This window comes from Streptomyces composti, from assembly GCF_012034205.1.
GTDB classification, from domain to species: domain Bacteria; phylum Actinomycetota; class Actinomycetes; order Streptomycetales; family Streptomycetaceae; genus Streptomyces; species Streptomyces composti.
In genome coordinates this window covers 61890-79181 of record NZ_JAATEM010000035.1, presented here as the reverse complement: position 1 = coordinate 79181, position 17292 = coordinate 61890, and the positions used below count along the sequence as shown (strand labels likewise).

The following is a 17292-nucleotide window of genomic DNA, read 5'->3' as shown; positions in this document are numbered from 1 at the left end:
CCTAGCGCACCGTCCCTTCGCCTGGCGCACCGTCCCTTCCGGACGCCTCGCCGCCCGAGCGCACCGCAGCCTCCTGGGCGGCTCCCTCGCCCGAGCGCCACCGCAGCGGACCCATCGCACCGGGCACCCGCACGGACCAATCGGTAGAATTCAGGACATGGCGGAGCGGCCCAGCGCGCCGGAGCTCGTCCTGGAGACCGAGTCGGGCTCCACCCTGATCAGCCCGGTCCGTGAATACCACGTCGGACGCGACCCGTTGAGCGACATCGTCATCGACGACGCCCGGGTGTCCTGGCACCATGCCGTGCTGCGCGCGACCGACGGCCACTGGACGCTGGAGGACGCCCACAGCACCAACGGCACCTACGCCGACGGCAGTCGGGTGCACACCCGCGACGTCGGCCCCGGCACCGTCATCCGCTTCGGCCACGTCACCGAGGGACCCCGCGTGGTGCTCACCGCCCCCGCGCGCAACCGGCCCTCGGCGGTCGCCCACCCCGCCCTCACCCACACCTTCCGGCAGCCGACCTCCGTGCGCCCGCTGCCCACCCGCACCGTCCGCATCGGCCGCGCCCCCGACAACGACCTCGTCGTCGACGACCTGATGGTCTCCCGGCACCACGCCGAGCTGCACGTCCACGCCGACGGCGGCTACGAGATCGTCGACCTGGGCAGCCACAACGGCACCTACCTCAACGGTGTGCCAGTCCAGCGCCACGAGGTCGCCCAGGGCGACATCGTGGGCGTCGGCCACTCCGACTTCTGCCTGATCGGCGACGAACTCCAGCAGTACGTCGACACCGGCGAGGTCTCCCTCGACGTCCAGGACCTCACCGTCACCGTCGACCGGGGCCGCAAGACCCTGCTCGACCACGTCTCCTTCCCGGTCGGCGAGAAATGCCTGCTGGCCGTCGTCGGCCCGAGCGGCGCCGGCAAGTCCACCCTGATGAACGCGCTCACCGGACAGCGCCCCGCCGACGAGGGCACCGTCCTCTACGACGGCCGCGACCTCTACCACGACTACGCCGAGCTGCGGCAGCGCATCGGACTCGTCCCGCAGGACGACATCCTGCACACCCAGCTACGGGTGCACGCCGCCCTGTCCTACGCCGCCGAACTGCGCTTCCCGCAGGACACCGCCAAGGCCGAACGCCGCGCCCGGGTGGACGAGGTGATCCGCGAACTCGGACTCGAGGAACGTGCCCGCCAGCACGTGCACAGCCTCTCCGGCGGCCAGCGCAAACGGGTCAGCGTGGCGCTCGAGCTGCTGACCAAGCCGTCCCTGCTCTTCCTCGACGAGCCGACCTCCGGACTCGACCCCGGCATGGACCGCTCCGTGATGCAGATGCTGCGCGGCCTCGCCGACGACGGCCGTACCGTCATCGTCGTCACCCACAGCGTGCTCAGCCTCGACGTCTGCGACCGGCTCCTCGTCCTCGCCCCCGGCGGCAAGGTCGCCTACTACGGCCCGCCCGAGGAGGCCCTGCCCTTCTTCGGCTTCGACCACTGGCCGGCCGCCTTCGACGCCTTCGAGCACGACCAGGACCGCGACTGGGCGGAGGAGTACCGGCAGTCGCCCTACCACCGGCGCTACGTGGCCCGGAGCCCCGCACAGCCGCGGCGCCCCCGCGAGGAGGAGGAACCGGTCCCCGTCGTGCCGCGCCCCAAGCCGCGCCGCTGGGGCGCCCAGCTGAGCACCCTCGTCCGCCGCTACACCGCGGCCCTCGCCGCGGACCGCACCTTCCTGGTCATCATGATCGCGCTGCCGTTCGTGATGGGCGCCATGGCGCGGGCCCTCGCCGGCTCGGAGCTGACCCGCAAGTCCGCCATGAACGCGCTGCTGATCCTGTGCGTCGGAGCGGTCCTCACCGGGTCCGCCAACGCGGTGCGCGAACTGGTCAAGGAACGGGTGATCTACCAGCGCGAGCGGGCCGTGGGCCTGTCCAGATCGGCGTATCTGATGTCCAAGGTGGTCGTGCTCGGCACGGTCACCGCGCTCCAGGCGGTCGTGCTCACCCTCGTCGCGCTGTTCGGCGTCGATCTGCACGCACCGCGCGGCGACGGCGTGGTGATGCCGCCCCTTGCCGAGATCACCGTCGCGGTGGCGCTGCTCGCCTTCGCCGCGATGATGCTCGGGCTGCTGGTCTCGGCCGCGGTGCCCAAGGAGGAGGTGACGATGCCGCTGCTGGTGCTGCTCGCCATCGTCCAGGTCGTCTTCTGCGGCGCCCTCCTCTCCCTCGCCGGCGTGCTGGTCCTGGAGCAGGCCGCCTGGCTGGTGCCCGCCAGATGGGGTTTCGCCGCGATGGCCGGCACCATCGACCTGCCCGCGCTCTCACCGGGAGACCTCACCAGCGATCCGCTCTTCTCCCACCGGACGGGCGCCTGGCTGCGTTCCGTCGGCATGCTGCTCGTCCTGTCACTGGTCTTCGGACTCCTGGTCTCCCGCCTTCTGCGGCGCCAGGAGCCCGTGGTGATGCGGAAGTAGTGCCCGCGATGACCGCTCCCGCCTTCCGGCCCACGCACGTCGTCCCCGCCGACGGGCTCCCCACCTGGGAGAGCCCCGACCCGGGGCGCCCCAGCGTGCCGCTCGACCCGCTGCTGCCGGTGCAGCTGCTGCAGCGGCAGGGCGACTGGGGGCATGTGCTCTGCTCCAACGGCTGGTCGGCCTGGGTGGACGCCCGCCGCCTGCTCGCCGTGCCCCGGGATCCGCCCGCCGCCGGCGCGCCGATGGCCCGCACCGCCGACCCCCGGCCGCTGCTGCGGCGCACCGAGGAGACCCTGGCCCGCTACCGGGCCGCCGTCACCGAGCTGGCCGACGGCACCCTCGACGCCGGGACCTTCGCCGCCCGCACCCGCGGGCTGCGCATCGGCCTCGTCGTCGACGGCGAGTCCCTGTGGCTCTACGACCCCGGCCACGGGCGATGGCTCTACACGGACGGCACCACGCTGCACACCCACACGGTCGACACCGCCCCGGGCGCCGCGACTCCCGCGCCGGCGCATCCGCCCACCCAGGTGGTGCCGGAGGAGCAGGTGCCGGCCGCGCCGGGTGCAGGCGAGGGGCCCGCTCAGGCGGTGGGGGAGGAGCGGACCGAGGTGGTGACGGGGGAACCGGGGCGGCCGGCTCCGGAGCCGACCCGGGTGGTGGGGCCGGAGCCCGCCCGGCCCGGGGCCGGGGAATCCGGTCAGGGCGTGCGGCAGCCGACCGAGGTGGTGGCGGATGAGCCGGCGCGGATCGCGGGTGATGAACCGGCCGGGTCTCCTGCTGACGGCCCGGCCGTGCCCCTGGCCGAGGCACCCACGCAGGTCATGCCCGAGAAACCGGACCCGGCCGCAGCCGGGGAGCCCGCGCGAATCCCGCCCGAGGAGCCGAAGCGGGCCGTGCCCGACGAGCCCACCCGAGTCGTGCCCCGGGAGGGCGGCCGGCGGGACGGGGCGGAAGGTGACGGGGCATGACCGGGACCGGGGACACCAGCCTGTTCGCGGGACGGGCCGCCGATCTGACCGGGCGGCGCATCGCCGGGTACCGGATCGAGCGGGAGATCGGGCGCGGCGGCATGGCTGTCGTCTACCGCGCGCACGACCTGCGCCTGGACCGCACCGTCGCGCTGAAGCTGCTCGCCCCGGACCTCGCCCGCAACGACACCTTCCGCCGCCGCTTCACCCATGAGTCCCGTACCGCCGCGGCCATCGACCACCCGCACATCGTGCCCGTCTTCGAGGCCGGTGAGACCGAGGGCGTCCTCTACATCGCCATGCGCTACGTCGACGGCAGCGACCTGCGCCGCCTGCTCGACCGTGAGGGACCGCTGCCGGTCGCCACCGCGGTGCGCATCGCCGCCCAGGTGGCCTCCGCGCTCGACGCCGCCCACGAGCACGCCCTGGTCCACCGGGACGTGAAACCGGGCAACATCCTGGTCGCCCACGGCACCGACACCGACCACCCCGAGCACGTCTATCTCACCGACTTCGGGCTGACCAAGAAGTCGCTGTCCCTGACCGGCTTCACCACGGTGGGCCAGTTCGTCGGCACCCTGGACTACGTCGCCCCCGAGCAGATCTCCGGCCGCCCGGTCGACGCGCGCTGCGACGTCTACGGCCTCGCCTGCGTGGTGTACGAGACCCTCACCGGGCATCCGCCGTTCCTCCGCGAGGACGACATGGCCCTGCTGTGGGCCCATCAGTACGACCCCCCGCCGCCGGTGACCGGGGTCCGCCCCGACCTGCCGCCCGAGGCCGACGAGGTGTTCGCCAGGGCGCTGGCCAAGAACCCCGAGGAGCGTCACGCCTCCTGCCGGGAGTTCGTGGTCGCGCTGCGCGACGCCGCCGCGGGCGGAGCGCAGCCGGCCGGGAGCCCGGCCGTGCCGGGGGCCGGCCGGCTGCCCGAGCCGCCCCCGGACTGGGCCCGCCCGGCCTTCGGGCTGCGAGGCGCGTAGCCCGGACCGTCACCCGGCGCCGGCCGACACGGGCGCGTGCTGCTTCTCGCGCCGCCTGCGCAGCAGCAGCGCCAGGAGCGCGCCCAGGAATCCGGTGACCAGGCCCCACAGCAGCGCGAGCCCCAGCGCCCCCCACACCTGCGGATCGAGCAGCACCTGGCCGGTGAGCCCCTCGCCCAGATCGCCGATGCCGAGCACGGACAGGCCGAGCCGGGCGGAGACGCGGCCCACCAGGCAGACCATCAGCACCGTCAGCGCCAGCGCCACCGCCAGGTGCACGGCGTGCTGCCAGACCCGGATCCGCGGCGGCGCCACGGCCGCCATCACGAACGCCACCGTCAGCAGCAGTACCCCGGCGACGACCGGCAGCCACCACACCCGGCCGTCGTGCTCGGCGAGCGTGCCCAGGTCGAGCGTGGAGACGTCGGGGGTGCGCAGCACCTCGTCGAGCAGCTTCGGCATGGGCAGCCCGAAGGGCCCGTCCACCCTGCCGTTCCAGGTGGCGCCGAGCCCGATCGTCAGGGCGAGCCAGACGACATTGGGCAGGCCGAGCAGGATCACCGCGAAGGTCTCGGACGGATGGTCCCGGGTGGCGGCCACGACCAGGGCGATCACCAGACCGATGACCACGAAGGCCAGCAGCAGCTGCACCATCGCGTGCGCGGCGGGACGCACCGTCGTGTGGAAGCGCAGCAGCCGGCCCGGCAGCGGGGCGCCGCGCGCCACCATCAGGGCCAGCAGCAGGACGCCAGCCAGCCAGACCAGACCCACCAGCACGGTCAGCGGCACATTCGCGGCGAAGCCGACCTCCGGCCGGACCCCCAGCAGGTCACCGAGGTCGCTCAGTGCTCCCTCGCCGAGGGAGATCTCGAAGGTGTGGCGGGCGGTGCAGGCCAGTGCGAGCAGCGCGATCAGCCACAGCGCCAGAAACCGTGCGATCCATCCGGCCAGCTCGGGGGTGCCCGCCACCGCACGGTGCCGCAGCGGTCGCAGAAACCCCCAGCCGATCAGCAGCGCGCCGGTGAGCGTCACGGACAGCGGCATGACCGTCAGACCGCCCTCGGTGCCGGCCAGCGCGCCCGCGTCCCCGGACAGTTCCACCGTCCCGCCGACCGCGGTGACCACGGTCGCCGCGACCACCTTGGGGAACGACCCGGCCGGGAGGTCCGTGGCCCCGGCCGCCCACAGGCCCAGCGCGGCCACCACGACCATGGCGACCAGCCCGCCGAGCACCGTGGCCAGGGCCTGGAACCAGCCGTGGCGGGCGACCGCCCGGTCCGAGGGGGTGGTGCGTGCAGTCACGCTGCCACGCTAAGCAGGGCCCGCGCACGGCGCCTGCCGGGAGGTCCGTCCGCGTCGGGGCGGGAGGGCCCCGCGCCGGCCGGCGGTTCCGACCGCGTCGGCTTGCGGGCGGCGCACCCCGCGCACACACAATGAACGCGTAACGGAAGAAAAGTGATGAATCGGATCGCAACCGTCTGTGCGTGACTGCCCGGGGACCACCCGTGCGGGAAGAAGGGCTCGTGAGTGTCGAACCGCCGGACTCCGGCCGACCCACCGGACCCCCCTCCGGACCCCTGTCGGGCCGCTCCGAACCACCGTCGTCCTCGCCTCCGTCCCAGCCGCCGCCGTCCGGGCCGTCCGCCCGGCCGCCTTCGTCCGGGCGCCCTTCCGGGCCGCCTCAGTCCGAGCCGCCCGGCGGGGGCGGTGGCGACGGCAGCGCCGCCGGCGGGGGAGGCGAGGGGCCGCAGGAGCCAGGCCGCCGCCCGTGGTGGAAGTCGGTGGCCGGCATCTCGGTGGTCGCCGTGGCCGTGGTGGCGGCCGTGATCCTCGCCGTGGTCCTGGGCCGCTCCGACGGCGGCACCACGGCGGGCGGCGGAGGCGGCGAGGTCTTCCTGCAGGCCGCCGACTCACCCGGCCGGGATCCGTTCACCGAGTCGACCGCCGAGGACAGCACCGCCCCGACCGCCACCCCGTCCGCACCCACCGCCTCGGCCACGCCCGGCGGAGTGCGCGTGGTGGAGGGCGGACGCCCCGGTCTGTACGGCGGCACCCGCAACGACGCCGCCTGCGACGTCGAACAGCAGATCACCTACCTCCAGGACGTCCCGGCCAAGAACGAGGCCTTCGCCTCCGTGCTCGATCTCGAGCCCTCCCGCGTCCCCAACTATCTGCGCTCGCTCACCCCGCTGCAGCTGCGCCTGGACACCCGGGTCACCAACCACGGTTACCGAGACGGCGCCGCCGTCCCCTACCAGGCCGTCCTCCAGGCGGGCACCGCCGTGCTGGTCGACGACCGCGGGGTGCCGCGGGTCCGCTGCGCCTGCGGCAATCCGCTGACCGGACCCGTCGAGCAGTCCGACCCCCGCTACACCGGCGACCGCTGGCCCGGCTACGACCCGGCGAAGGTCGTCGTGGTCGAACCGGCGCCCGAGCCGGTCGGGAAGTTCGTCGTCCACGACCTCGAGGACGACAGCTGGTTCGAGCGAGAGCCCGGCGACAAGGGCAGGGCGGACAAGCCGACCCGTCCGCCGGGCAGGCCGAGCCCCTCGGACGACAGCGGCAGCCCCTCCACCGGAGGCACCGGCGAGGAGTCCGGGTGCCCGCCCGGTGAGGGGTGCCCGCCCGGCTCGCCCCCGCCGTCCGCCCCCCACTCCGAGCCCGGCGCCGGGGAGTCCCCGACGGACGAGGCGCCGAGCCGGGAAGGAGGCGAGGACGGCGGCTCGCCCGCCCCCGGCTCCTCGCAACCGCCCCCGCAGGGGTCCGGCACCGCGCCCGAGCCCGGAGCCGACGAGGCCCCGCCGGCCGCGTCCTGACAACCGACGTCCTGACGGACCGCACCCGTCCCGGTGGCCGTGCCCGCCGCCGGGACCACGGCGGACGTCCGCCCAGAGCTGCCGCCTACGCGGCTCAGATCCGGTCGGCGCGGGTGGCGCGGACCACCAGGGCGTAGTCGCCCAGTCCCAGCATCCGGTCGGCGCGCAGTTCGGTCCGGGAGGTACGGATCGTCTCGATGCGGCCGGTGACCGGGTCGAAGGCCGCGTCCAGCACGGTGCCGCGTTCCTCGCCGGTCTCGGTGAGCACCCGGCAGCCGAGCAGTTCGCGATGCGGTGCCTCTTGTTGTTGTTCCGGCTCGCCGGTGCGGGCCGCCTCGCCCGTGCCGGCGCGGATCACGACCCGGTCCTCCGTCACGGCGGCCACGTCGCGCCAGGGTGCCGCCGTCTCCCCGCGCAGCAGACCCCGCCGGATGCGCACATGGGTGACCGTCCCGGTCCCGGCGTCGACGGTCAGCGCACGCACCGTACCGAGCCGGCGGGCGCCCTCGTCCGTCAGCGCGGGCAGGCCCCGCACCCGGGAGAGGAGCATCACGGAAGAGCACTCCTTCGCCCTGGTGGAACGCGCCGACCCGGGTGACGAAGTCCGGCAGGTCGTCGCTGACGTAGGTGGTGGCGTGCTCGGGGATGATCAGGGTCCGGCCGTCGGCGGAGCGGGTCTCGCCGCGCTGCACGTACACGCGGTGCCGGTGATGCCGCGAGCCCGGCGCCAGACCCCGGTGGGCGGCGAGCCGGAAGGCCACCACCTGGCCGCTGGTGCCGCCCCGGACCAGGACGTCCAGCACCGTGCCCACCGGTTCGCCCGCGTCCGTCGCCACCTGCGCCCCCAGCAGCCGCCCGCGCAGGGCGTCCCGGCGGGCCACCGACAGCGGCAGGTCGAACAGCGCGTCACGGTCGCGCACCATCACCGCGTGCCGGCCCAGGCGGTACACCGCCGGCCAGGGCAGGTCCCGCGGCAGCTGGCCCGACCACAGGGACCGGCCGGTGAGCGTGAAACTCGTGATCCGCTCGGCCGCCGGATCGAAGACGGCGTCCTTGACATGCGCGATCGCATCACCGCCCAGCGTCACCACGGGCAGGGTCGCCAGACACCGCACCGACATCAGTTCGTCCACGTCTGCCCGGGTTCCCCGGTGTGCTGTGGCCGACACGGATCGGCACGACTGCCTCGACGGACTCGGGGTACGAGCACAGATGCAGAGCGTCCGGCCAGCTCGCAGAGAGAAGCGCATGACCTACCACCTGGACGGTGCAGTGATTCCGACTGGTTTCGACGTGCCCGTGGAACCGCTGCGGCGGGCGGCACACTTCACCGGCGAGCCGGGCTGCATCGCCCAGGCGCGGGAGTTCGCCGCGCAGTTCCTCGACCAGCTCAGGAACGAGTGGTGCGCGAGCGTCGGCGAACGGGTCACCGGCGCCGTACTGCTGGTGGTGAGCGAACTCGTCACCAATGCCGACCGGCACAGTGAGGGCCCGTACATCCTGGAGCTGGAGGGCACCGACGCCTCGCTCACGGTGTCCGTCTACGACAGCTGCGCCGCGCCGCCCAGCGTCTTCCCGCGCGACCCCGAACGCGTCGGCCGCCACGGCCTCGAGATCGTGCAGGCGCTGGCCCGGGACATCCGGGTGGAGCCGGTGCCCGTCGGCAAGTGCGTGCGCGCGGTGCTCGACTTCGACGCGTGACCGCGTCCGGCCGCGAGCCCTGCGCCTTCACACGCCTGCACGTCTGACCCGGGCGCCGGCGCGCTTCCGGGCGGGAACCGGCGGCGAGTGCCGGGTGCCCTCCCCACGCGGTGCGGGCACCCGGGCGGCCGTGCGGCTCACGCGTGCCTCAGGCGCAGCCCAGCTCGCCCAGCATCCCCTGACGCAGCCGGGTGATGATCCGCTTGATCAGGCGGGACACATGCATCTGGGAGCAGCCGAGGCGCTCGCCGATCTCCGCCTGGGTGGCCTCCTCCACGAACCACATGTGGATGATCTCCCGGTCGCGTTCGCTGAGTTCCGCCATCAGCGGCGCCAGCGCGTGGAAGTCCTCGACGAGCCGCAGCCCCTGCTCCTCCACACCGATGAAGTCGGCGAGGACCGCCTCACCGTGCTCCGGTCCGTCACCGGTGAGGGCGGCGTCCAGGGAGGAGGAGTTGTAGCCGTTCGCCGCGATCTGGCCCTCGACGACCTGCTGCTCGGTGATGTTCATCAGCGTGGCGAGCTCGGCGACCGTCGGCTCGCGGTCCAGCCGGCTGGCCAGCTCCTCGCGGGCCCTGGCCAGCTCCACCCGCAGCTCCTGCAGCCGCCGCGGCACGTGCACGGCCCAGGTGGTGTCACGGAAGAAGCGCTTGATCTCGCCCACGATGTAGGGCAGCGCGAAGGAGGTGAACTCGACCTCGCGCGACAGCTCGAACCGGTCGATGGCCTTGATCAGACCGATCATGCCGGTCTGGACGATGTCCTCCATGTCGTCGCCGCGGCCGCGGAACCGTCCGGCCGCGAACCGCACCAGCGACATGTTCATCTCGATCAGCGTGTTCCGCGCGTACTGGTACTCGTGCGTGCCCTCCTCCAGCTCCGTCAGACGGCGGAAGAACTGGCGGGACAGCTCCCTGGCGTCGCGCGGGGCGACGCTGCGCGGGTCGGCGACCCCGGGAAGACTTCCGTCACCCGTTGCGGCCTCGGTGCCCTGATCGACCTGCGCCTGCGCCCGGATCACGGCGGTCTTCTCCCCACGAACGTCACGGCGGACTGTGTGCCTGGACCTGCGAGACCCCGGGTACCCCCGGCCTTGCGATGCATGCCGTCCGGTTTCTGCAGGGCTCAGCGTAGGCCCGATCGGGCGACCCGGCACCTCGGGCGCGGGACTGCGCAGCCGCCCGGAGAGCGGCGCTTCACTCTGGGCGGAACGCCGCTGCCTTCCCTCGGCGGCCGCGATTCCTAGGCTGAGAGGGTGAACGATCGAGCGCCCGACCACGCCCACGTCATCCCGCTGCGGCCCCGGAGCACGCGCCGGGACCGCCCGACCCGCGAGCAGCCGGGGCCGCCCCGCACCGCGGACGCGCCGCCACGCCCCTTCCCGGCCCCCGCCGCCCCGCCGCCGGGCCCTGCCCCCGCCCCTGATCCCAAGGAGCCGCTGTGGCGGGACCTGGTGGGTGAGGTGCTGCGCCGGGAGCGTCAGGAGCAGGAGCGGACGCTGAAGGACGTCGCCGAGGCCGCCCGGATCTCCATGCCGTACCTGTCGGAGGTGGAGCGGGGCCGCAAGGAGGCCTCCTCGGAGGTCCTCGCGGCCGCTGCCCGGGCCCTCGGCCTGAGTCTGGGCGACCTGCTGGCCCGGGCCCAGGGCGAGCTGGTCCGCATCACCTCCCGCCGCACGGCCCGCGACCGTGCGGTGCCGCGGTCCCCGCACAACGGACTCTGCCTGGCCGCCTGAGACGGGCGCGGGACGCCGGGCGGTCCGCCGGTCTCCGCATGCCGCCGGGCGGCCCGCACCATCCGGCTCCGCCCGGCCTCTCACACCCGGACGAGGCGCCGGCTCAGCACCTCGTCGGCCAGGCCGTAGGACACGGCCTCCTGCGCGGTGAACACCTTGTCGCGGTCCATGTCCGCCCGCAGCGTCTCCACGTCGTGGCGGGTGTGCCGGGACAGCACCTCTTCCACCTGGGAGCGGATCCGTATCATCTCCTTGGCCTGCAGCGACAGGTCCGACGCGGTGCCGCGCGCCCCGCTGGAGACGGGCTGCCCGAGCAGCACCCGGGCGTGCTCCAGCACGAACCTCCGGCCGGGATCGCCGCCCGCCAGCAGCACCGCCGCCGTGGACGCCGCCTGCCCGACGCAGAACGTGGAGACGGGCGCCTGCACGAACGTCATGGTGTCGTAGATCGCCATCAGCGAGGTGTACGAGCCGCCGGGGGAGTTGATGTAGATCGAGATCTCGCTCTCCGGTGCCGCGGACTCCAGATGCAGCAGCTGTGCGATGACGACATTGGCCACGCCGTCGTCGATCTCGGTGCCGAGGAAGATGATCCGTTCGGACAGCAGCCGGCTGAACACGTCGTAGGAGCGCTCGCCCTGCGGGGTGCGCTCGACGACGTTCGGAATCGTGTAGGTCCCCATCACTGCAGTCCCATCCGCCGCCGGTGCGCGCCGGGGAGGATGTCGCTCAGCGACTCCACGACGCGGTCGATCATCCCGTACTCGCGTGCCTGCTCGGCGGTGAACCAGCGGTCCCGGTCGCCGTCGCGGGAGATGGTCTCCGGGGTCTGCCCGGTGTGCTCGGCGGTGATCTCCTCGATGGTCCGCTTGGTGAACTCCAGGTTCTCCGCCTGGATCTCGATGTCGGCGGTGGTGCCGCCGATGCCACCGGAGGGCTGGTGCATCATGATGCGCGCGTGCGGCAGGGCGTAGCGCTTGCCCGCGGTGCCCACGCTCAGCAGGAACTGCCCCATGCTCGCGGCGAACCCCATGGCGACCGTGGACACGTCGTTGGGGATCAGCCGCATCGTGTCGTAGATCGCCAGGCCCGCGTGCACGGACCCGCCGGGGCTGTTGATGCACAGGCTGATGTCGGTGCGCGGGTCCTCAGCGGAGAGGATCAGCAGCTGGGCGCAGACCCGGTTGGCCGACACCTCGTCGACCTGGGTGCCGAGCAGCACGATGCGCTGCGCGAGCAGCTGGGCGGCGAGCTGGTCGTCGAAGCGGGTCAGGGGCGTGTCGCCGTCTTCCGCCCGCGGTTGCAGCATGGTCGGTGGTGCCATGGGAACTCCTCGTGGTGGCGCGGACGCCGTCGGCTCCACTGTCGGCCGCGGACGCCGCCCGCCGGCCGTTTCTCTGCCCCCGGCAGATTCGCCACGGGCAGAGCGTCACCCGGTTCGGGCGGCACTCGCCGGTGGCCGATGAGTTCCGGGCCCCCGGGCGGTCGGTACAGGTGAACGCGCGCCGACCGGCGCCGCACCCACGGGAGGAACCATGACCGCCAAGGGCTTCACCACCTGCCTCTGGTTCGACGGCCAGGCCGAGGAGGCCGCGAACTTCTACGTCTCCGTCTTCAAGGACTCCAGCCTCGGCGACACCCTGCACCACACCGAGTCGAGCCCCGGCTCCGAGGGCAACGTGCTGACCGTGGAGTTCGTGCTCAACGGGCAGCGGTTCGTCGCGCTGAACGGCGGGCCCGACTTCCAGTTCAGCGAGGCGATCTCCTTCGAGATCGACTGCGAGAACCAGGCGGAGGTCGACCACTACTGGGACAAGCTCGTCGAGGGCGGCGGCGAGCACGGGCCGTGCGGCTGGCTCAAGGACCGCTACGGAGTCTCCTGGCAGGTCACCCCGATCCGGCTGACCGAGATGCTGAAGGATCCCGACCGGACCAGGGCCGACCGCGTGATGAAGGCCATGATGCAGATGCACAAGCTCGACATCGCCGAGCTGGAGAAGGCGTACGCCGGCGAGTGATCGCCACACGGCGCGGGCCGGGCGGGGCCGCCGGGACACCCCCGCCGCCGGCCCCGCCCGTCGGCTCTGCCCGCCCCTCCCTGATCACCCGCGTGCTGCGCGGAATGCCCGGGGGAGCGGGCCGGGCGGTCCGCGGGGGGCCGACGTGGTGGGAGCCCACGCGGGCGCCCCGGCGGTCACCTGCGGCTCGGCGCGCGAGGCGCCCCGCGGGTGACTAGCGTGAGGAACCGGAGATCCCCGTCGAAACCCTCACAGACGCCCACAGACATCCCCCACGGGGATCCTGCACAGGGAGAAGGTCGGGACCATGGCTGTGTCACCCGAGGGCGCCCCTTGCTGGGCCGACGCGATGTTCAACGACGTCGAGGGAGCCAGGCGGTTCTACGGCGACGTCCTCGGCTGGACCTTCGGCGAGTCGTCGTCGGAGTACGGCAACTACACCCTCGCCTACGCCGGCGGCAGGGCGGCCGCCGCGGTGATCCCGCCCATGCCGGGGCAGGCGGGCAAGTCGCAGTGGTGCCTGTACCTGGCCTCGCCGGACGCGGCGGACACCGCGCGGAAGATCCGTGACAACGGCGGCGAGATCCTGATGGAACCGATGCAGGTCGCCGACTTCGGCTGGATGTGCCTGGCCCGCGACCCGGGCGGTTCGGTGTTCGGCGTCTGGCAGGCCGGCAGCCACCCTGGCTTCGAGACGGAGGAGGGCCGGCCCGGTGCGTTCGCCTGGGCGGAGGTCTTCACCCGCGAGCCCGCCGCGTCGGACGCGTTCTTCCCGGCCGTCTTCGGCTACACCAGCCGCGAGATGCAGGACGAGTCGATGGACTTCCGGGTGTACTACCTCGGTGAGCGGCCCGCGCTGGGCCGGATGGAGATGGGCGACGACTTCCCGCCCGAGGTGCCGCCCTACATCAACGTCTACTTCGGCGTCACCGACTGCGACGAGGCCGTGTCGAAGGCCACCGGGCTCGGCGGCGTGCTGCAGTTCGGGCCGATGGACACCCCGTTCGGCCGCGTCGCCGCGCTGACCGACCCGCAGGGCGCCGCCTTCTCGGTCATCGACACCACGAAGGCCGAGGGCGAGATGCCCCCGATGACCGAGGTGTGAGCGGCGCGCAGGGGCCCCGGTCACCGCTTTCCCGGTGGCCGGTACGGGCCGATGGGCTCCGCCGGGGCCGTCCCCCGGGCATGGCATGATCGGGGGATGCGTGAACGTGTTGTGGCCGCTTGCGACGGAGCCTCGAAGGGAAACCCCGGACCCGCCGGCTGGGCCTGGGTGATCGCCGACTCCTCCGAGACCCCGGTCCGCTGGCAGGCGGGGGCGCTGGGCAGGGCCACCAACAACGTCGCCGAGCTCACCGCTCTCGAGCGGCTGCTCGCGGCGACCGATCCGGACGTGCCGCTCGAGGTCCGTATGGACTCGCAGTACGCCATGAAGGCCGTCACCACCTGGCTGCCAGGCTGGAAGCGCAACGGGTGGCGGACGGCGGCCGGCAAGCCGGTCGCCAATCAGGAACTGGTGCTCCGCATCGACGAGCTGCTCCAGGACCGCACCGTCGAGTTCCGCTACGTGCCCGCCCACCAGGTCGGCGGCGACCCGCTCAACGACTTCGCCGACCGCGCCGCCAGCCAGGCCGCCGGCGAGCAGCGCGACGCCGGCAGCGAGCTGGGTTCGCCCGAGCCACCGCCCGCCCCCGCCGCCCCGGCGGGCCGGGGCGGCGGCAGACGCAGGAACGGCACCGCGGCCCGCACCTCCCGGTCCCGCTCCGGATCCTCCGCACGCACCATCAAGGCGAAGTTCCCCGGCCGCTGCTCGTGCGGCCGCTCCTACGCCGCCGGGGAGCCGATCGCCAGGAACGACCGCGGCTGGGGGCACCCGGAGTGCCGGACCGCCGGCAGCGCCTGACACCGGGTCCGGGCCGGGCGCGGCGCGTTCAGGCGTCGTAGGTGTAGTGCGGCGTGTGGTCCAGCAGGTCCGCCGGGGTCATGTCGTGCCACGGCCGCAGCGTCTCGTCGAGGTCCACCACGTCGGGCGTGCCGCCCGTCGGCAGATAGCCGGAGCGGGGGTGGCGGCGCTGCCATTCGGCCCACAGCTTGTCGATGTAGGCGTGGTGCAGCCAGAACACCGGGTCGTTGGGCGACGCCCCGGTGGCCATGTGCCCGCCGACCCAGACGTGCACCCGGTTGTGCAGATTGACGCCCCGCCAGCCCTCCAGGTGATTGCGGAAGCCGTCGGAGGCGCTGTTCCACGGCGGCATGTCATAGGTGGCGATCGACAGCACCGACTCCACCTCCGCCCGGGTGGGCAGCTGCCACCCGCCGGAGCCGAGCGACCGTCTGAGGAACGAGCGCCCGTCGACCCGGACGTTGATCGGCCAGTTCCCGCTGCTCGCCGCGAACGGGCCGTCCATCACCTGGCCGTCCCGGCTGCGTCCGGTGCCGCCCATGAAGTCCGGCGCCCACAGGGAGGAGCGAGGGGAGTTGTCCGCGGTCCAGTCCCAGTAGGGCAGCGCCACCGACGGGTCCACCGACTGCAGCGCCCGCTCGAACTCCAGCAGGAGTCTGCGGTGCCAGGGCAGGAAGGACGGTGAGCGGTGGCCGGTCCGCTCGCCGTGATCGGTGTCCGACATGATGAAGTCGTTGTGCAGGGAGACGAACGAGTCGTAGCGGCCGCTGCGCTTGAGCTCGAGCAGCGCGGCGACGAACCGGCGCTTCTCCTCGGCGGTCAGCAGGGCCTGGTTCTTGCGGACGGTCATGTGCGGGTGGCTCCCGGAGTACGTGCGAGTGCGGGTGGTGCTGCCTGCGATGCGGTTCAGACGGCTGCGGGGAAGGGCAGCAGCGCCGCGCCCTGCAGCTCGTCCACCGCGGCGCGCGCCGCGGCACGCGGGGTGGGCACCGGCTGGTAGTGGCTGACGACGCTGATCCAGGTGCCGTCGGCGTTGCGCATCACATGCAGCTCCACGCCGTCGATGAACACGGCGTAGTCGTCGCCGTGGTGGTGGCCGCCCGAGGTGCGGGGCCGGCCCTGTATCCGGCGGCCCTTGTACACCTCGTCGAAGGCGCCGGGCGCCTCGTGGTGGTGGCCGGCGGCGCGGGCGGCCGGGGCGAGGGCCGCGGAGGCGCCCGCGGCCGCGGTGAGGACGGCCGCGGCGGTGAGCGCGCCGCGTCGGCTGATCTCCGGCATGCGAATCCCCCTGAAAGGTTCGTTCGGGTGAGGTCCGCCGTATGCCTATCGGCCGCGCCGCCGGCGGTGGAAATCGCCGGGGGGCGGTTGGCCCGGATCCGGGCAATTCCACTCATGCGGTACAGAGTTGAATCAAGACGATCTTGCTGTCCGGCCGGGCGGCACCTTCATGGAGGGGGATATTCCGCTCCGCTCGTGGAGCCGGCGTGTGCGTTCTTCCGCGCCGGGCGCCCGGCACGTGGCGCAGGTCACCGCGCGAGATTGACGAGATCGAGGCGACTGCGCGAACCGGGGCACGGCCGGCCGGCGGAAGGCGTCCCGGCCTCGCCCGTTGCGAACGGCATCCCGGCCGACCGCCGGAGATGATCGCCCCCGCGACCGGCGGGTGGCCGGGAGCGGTGACAGACTGGCCGTCATGGAAGAGCGCACATTCCACAGGTCCGGGCAGCACGCCTCCGTCATCGGTCTGGGCACCTGGCAGCTCGGGGCGGACTGGGGCGACGTCGACGACAAGCAGGCCCACGCCGTCCTGGAGGCCGCGGCCGAGTCCGGCGTCAGCTTCTTCGACACCGCCGACGTCTACGGCGACGGGCGCAGCGAGCAGACCATCGCCTCGTTCCTCGGCGGACGCCCCGACCTGCATGTGCTGGTCGCCACCAAGATGGGCCGGCGCGTCGAGCAGATCCCCGAGAACTACGTCCTGTCCAACTTCCGCGCGTGGAACGACCGGTCACGCCGCTACCTCGGCGTCGACCGGATCGACCTGGTGCAGCTGCACTGCCCGCCGACGCCCGTCTACTCCCGCGACGAGGTCTTCGACGCCCTCGACACCCTGGTGGCCGAGGAGCGCATCGCGGCCTACGGAGTCAGCGTGGAGACCTGCGCCGAGGCGCTCGCGGCGATCGCCCGACCGAACGTGGCCAGTGTGCAGATCATCCTCAACCCGTTCCGCATGAAGCCGCTGCGCGAGGTGCTGCCCGCCGCCCGGGAGGCCGGGGTCGGCATCATCGCTCGCGTGCCGCTGGCCTCCGGACTGCTCTCCGACAAGTACACCAAGGACACCGTCTTCCCGGAGAACGACCACCGCACCTTCAACCGGCACGGCGAGGCCTTCGATCAGGGCGAGACCTTCTCCGGCGTCGACTACGCCACCGGTGTGCAGGCCGCCGCCGAGTTCGCCGCCCTCGCCCCCGAGGGGTACACACCCGCCCAGCTGGCGCTGCGCTGGATCCTGCAGCAGCCCGGCGTCACCACCGTCATCCCCGGCGCCCGCTCGCCCGAGCAGGCCCGCGCCAACGCGGCCGCAGCCCGCCTGCCCGAGCTGTCCGACGCCACCATGGAGGCGGTCCGCGGGCTGTACGAGAGGCGGATCAAGGATCAGGTGGAGCACCGCTGGTAGCTGCAC

Annotated in this window: 17 protein-coding genes and 1 pseudogene; 10 read left to right on the top strand and 8 right to left on the bottom strand. The window is 73.3% G+C overall.

Annotated features, from left to right (window positions below; translation table 11 throughout):
• Window positions 1–157: 157 nt before the first annotated feature.
• Genes HCJ93_RS25225 through HCJ93_RS25215 form a run of 3 tightly spaced genes read left to right on the top strand, consistent with a single transcriptional unit; the run spans window position 158 to window position 4436 of the window.
• Window positions 158–2485: an FHA domain-containing protein gene (locus HCJ93_RS25225; protein WP_167998112.1), complete on the top strand. Its 2328-nt coding sequence runs from the start codon at window positions 158–160 to the stop codon at window positions 2483–2485.
• Between the two features lie 8 nt (window positions 2486–2493).
• A complete protein-coding gene (locus HCJ93_RS29695; protein WP_240967840.1) occupies window positions 2494–3456 on the top strand; it encodes a hypothetical protein in 963 nt (320 codons plus the stop codon).
• On the top strand, window positions 3453–4436 hold the full coding sequence (locus tag HCJ93_RS25215) for a serine/threonine-protein kinase (protein ID WP_167998111.1): 984 nt from the start codon (window positions 3453–3455) through the stop codon (window positions 4434–4436). Before HCJ93_RS29695 ends, HCJ93_RS25215 begins: the two co-directional genes overlap by 4 nt.
• Window positions 4437–4445: 9 nt before the next feature.
• On the opposite strand, the gene HCJ93_RS25210 is transcribed toward HCJ93_RS25215, so the two are convergent.
• The gene (locus HCJ93_RS25210) at window positions 4446–5738 is read right to left on the bottom strand and encodes a streptophobe family protein (RefSeq protein WP_167998110.1); all 1293 of its coding nucleotides are present in this window, start codon (window positions 5736–5738) and stop codon (window positions 4446–4448) included.
• Between the two features lie 479 nt (window positions 5739–6217).
• Here HCJ93_RS25210 and HCJ93_RS25205 point away from each other — a divergent pair, with 479 nt between their 5' ends.
• Complete coding sequence (locus HCJ93_RS25205; RefSeq protein ID WP_167998109.1) at window positions 6218–7252, top strand: DUF6777 domain-containing protein; 1035 nt, start codon at window positions 6218–6220, stop codon at window positions 7250–7252.
• 94 nt (window positions 7253–7346) lie between these two features.
• Here HCJ93_RS25205 and HCJ93_RS25200 read toward each other — a convergent pair whose 3' ends face one another.
• Both HCJ93_RS25200 and HCJ93_RS30270 read right to left on the bottom strand, forming a co-directional pair.
• Window positions 7347–7802, bottom strand: a complete 456-nt coding sequence (locus tag HCJ93_RS25200; RefSeq protein WP_206317931.1) for a PRC-barrel domain-containing protein — start codon at window positions 7800–7802, stop codon at window positions 7347–7349.
• A gap of 421 nt (window positions 7803–8223) precedes the next feature.
• Window positions 8224–8373, bottom strand: a pseudogene (locus HCJ93_RS30270) (PRC-barrel domain-containing protein); the annotation flags it as partial.
• Between the two features lie 127 nt (window positions 8374–8500).
• On the opposite strand from HCJ93_RS30270, the gene HCJ93_RS25195 reads away from it, so the two are divergent.
• Window positions 8501–8953 carry an ATP-binding protein gene (locus tag HCJ93_RS25195; protein ID WP_167998107.1) on the top strand — a complete coding sequence of 151 codons (453 nt, stop codon included), beginning with the start codon at window positions 8501–8503 and terminating at the stop codon, window positions 8951–8953.
• A gap of 148 nt (window positions 8954–9101) precedes the next feature.
• On the opposite strand, the gene HCJ93_RS25190 is transcribed toward HCJ93_RS25195, so the two are convergent.
• Window positions 9102–9974, bottom strand: coding sequence for an RNA polymerase sigma factor SigF (locus HCJ93_RS25190; protein WP_167998106.1), 873 nt, complete (start codon window positions 9972–9974; stop codon window positions 9102–9104).
• 234 nt (window positions 9975–10208) lie between these two features.
• Between HCJ93_RS25190 and HCJ93_RS25185 the strand changes: the two genes are divergently transcribed.
• Window positions 10209–10688 (top strand): helix-turn-helix domain-containing protein, encoded by a 480-nt coding sequence (locus HCJ93_RS25185; RefSeq protein ID WP_167998105.1) that lies wholly within the window; start codon window positions 10209–10211, stop codon window positions 10686–10688.
• An 80-nt stretch (window positions 10689–10768) separates the two neighbouring features.
• On the opposite strand, the gene HCJ93_RS25180 is transcribed toward HCJ93_RS25185, so the two are convergent.
• Complete coding sequence (locus HCJ93_RS25180; RefSeq protein ID WP_167998104.1) at window positions 10769–11371, bottom strand: ClpP family protease; 603 nt, start codon at window positions 11369–11371, stop codon at window positions 10769–10771.
• On the bottom strand, window positions 11371–12012 hold the full coding sequence (locus tag HCJ93_RS25175) for an ATP-dependent Clp protease proteolytic subunit (RefSeq protein ID WP_167998103.1): 642 nt from the start codon (window positions 12010–12012) through the stop codon (window positions 11371–11373). Before HCJ93_RS25175 ends, HCJ93_RS25180 begins: the two co-directional genes overlap by 1 nt.
• 211 nt (window positions 12013–12223) lie before the next feature.
• Between HCJ93_RS25175 and HCJ93_RS25170 the strand changes: the two genes are divergently transcribed.
• From HCJ93_RS25170 to HCJ93_RS25160, 3 genes are all read left to right on the top strand, one after another.
• Window positions 12224–12706: a VOC family protein gene (locus HCJ93_RS25170; RefSeq protein WP_167998102.1), complete on the top strand. Its 483-nt coding sequence runs from the start codon at window positions 12224–12226 to the stop codon at window positions 12704–12706.
• Window positions 12707–13013: 307 nt separating this feature from the next.
• Window positions 13014–13811 (top strand): VOC family protein, encoded by a 798-nt coding sequence (locus tag HCJ93_RS25165; protein WP_167998101.1) that lies wholly within the window; start codon window positions 13014–13016, stop codon window positions 13809–13811.
• Between the two features lie 96 nt (window positions 13812–13907).
• Window positions 13908–14609 (top strand): ribonuclease H family protein, encoded by a 702-nt coding sequence (locus HCJ93_RS25160; protein WP_167998100.1) that lies wholly within the window; start codon window positions 13908–13910, stop codon window positions 14607–14609.
• Between the two features lie 28 nt (window positions 14610–14637).
• Here HCJ93_RS25160 and melC2 read toward each other — a convergent pair whose 3' ends face one another.
• The gene (gene melC2, locus HCJ93_RS25155) at window positions 14638–15459 is read right to left on the bottom strand and encodes a tyrosinase MelC2 (RefSeq protein ID WP_167998099.1); all 822 of its coding nucleotides are present in this window, start codon (window positions 15457–15459) and stop codon (window positions 14638–14640) included.
• A 56-nt stretch (window positions 15460–15515) separates the two neighbouring features.
• Window positions 15516–15887, bottom strand: coding sequence for an apotyrosinase chaperone MelC1 (melC1, locus tag HCJ93_RS25150; RefSeq protein WP_167998098.1), 372 nt, complete (start codon window positions 15885–15887; stop codon window positions 15516–15518).
• 415 nt (window positions 15888–16302) lie between these two features.
• On the opposite strand from melC1, the gene HCJ93_RS25145 reads away from it, so the two are divergent.
• Window positions 16303–17286: an aldo/keto reductase gene (locus HCJ93_RS25145; protein WP_167998097.1), complete on the top strand. Its 984-nt coding sequence runs from the start codon at window positions 16303–16305 to the stop codon at window positions 17284–17286.
• The last annotated feature ends 6 nt before the right edge of the window (window positions 17287–17292 follow it).

What these genes read in the sequence shown, in the direction of transcription:
- HCJ93_RS25225 (WP_167998112.1), top strand. Translation starts at nt 158, where the DNA reads ATGGCGGAGCGGCCCAGCGCGCCGGAGCTCGTCCTGGAGACCGAGTCG.
- HCJ93_RS29695 (WP_240967840.1), top strand. Translation starts at nt 2,494, where the DNA reads ATGACCGCTCCCGCCTTCCGGCCCACGCACGTCGTCCCCGCCGACGGG.
- HCJ93_RS25215 (WP_167998111.1), top strand. Translation starts at nt 3,453, where the DNA reads ATGACCGGGACCGGGGACACCAGCCTGTTCGCGGGACGGGCCGCCGAT.
- HCJ93_RS25200 (WP_206317931.1), bottom strand. Translation starts at nt 7,802, where the DNA reads ATGCTCCTCTCCCGGGTGCGGGGCCTGCCCGCGCTGACGGACGAGGGC.
- HCJ93_RS25195 (WP_167998107.1), top strand. Translation starts at nt 8,501, where the DNA reads ATGACCTACCACCTGGACGGTGCAGTGATTCCGACTGGTTTCGACGTG.
- HCJ93_RS25180 (WP_167998104.1), bottom strand. Translation starts at nt 11,371, where the DNA reads ATGGGGACCTACACGATTCCGAACGTCGTCGAGCGCACCCCGCAGGGC.
- HCJ93_RS25175 (WP_167998103.1), bottom strand. Translation starts at nt 12,012, where the DNA reads ATGGCACCACCGACCATGCTGCAACCGCGGGCGGAAGACGGCGACACG.
- HCJ93_RS25170 (WP_167998102.1), top strand. Translation starts at nt 12,224, where the DNA reads ATGACCGCCAAGGGCTTCACCACCTGCCTCTGGTTCGACGGCCAGGCC.
- HCJ93_RS25165 (WP_167998101.1), top strand. Translation starts at nt 13,014, where the DNA reads ATGGCTGTGTCACCCGAGGGCGCCCCTTGCTGGGCCGACGCGATGTTC.
- HCJ93_RS25160 (WP_167998100.1), top strand. Translation starts at nt 13,908, where the DNA reads ATGCGTGAACGTGTTGTGGCCGCTTGCGACGGAGCCTCGAAGGGAAAC.
- melC2 (WP_167998099.1), bottom strand. Translation starts at nt 15,459, where the DNA reads ATGACCGTCCGCAAGAACCAGGCCCTGCTGACCGCCGAGGAGAAGCGC.
- melC1 (WP_167998098.1), bottom strand. Translation starts at nt 15,887, where the DNA reads ATGCCGGAGATCAGCCGACGCGGCGCGCTCACCGCCGCGGCCGTCCTC.
- HCJ93_RS25145 (WP_167998097.1), top strand. Translation starts at nt 16,303, where the DNA reads ATGGAAGAGCGCACATTCCACAGGTCCGGGCAGCACGCCTCCGTCATC.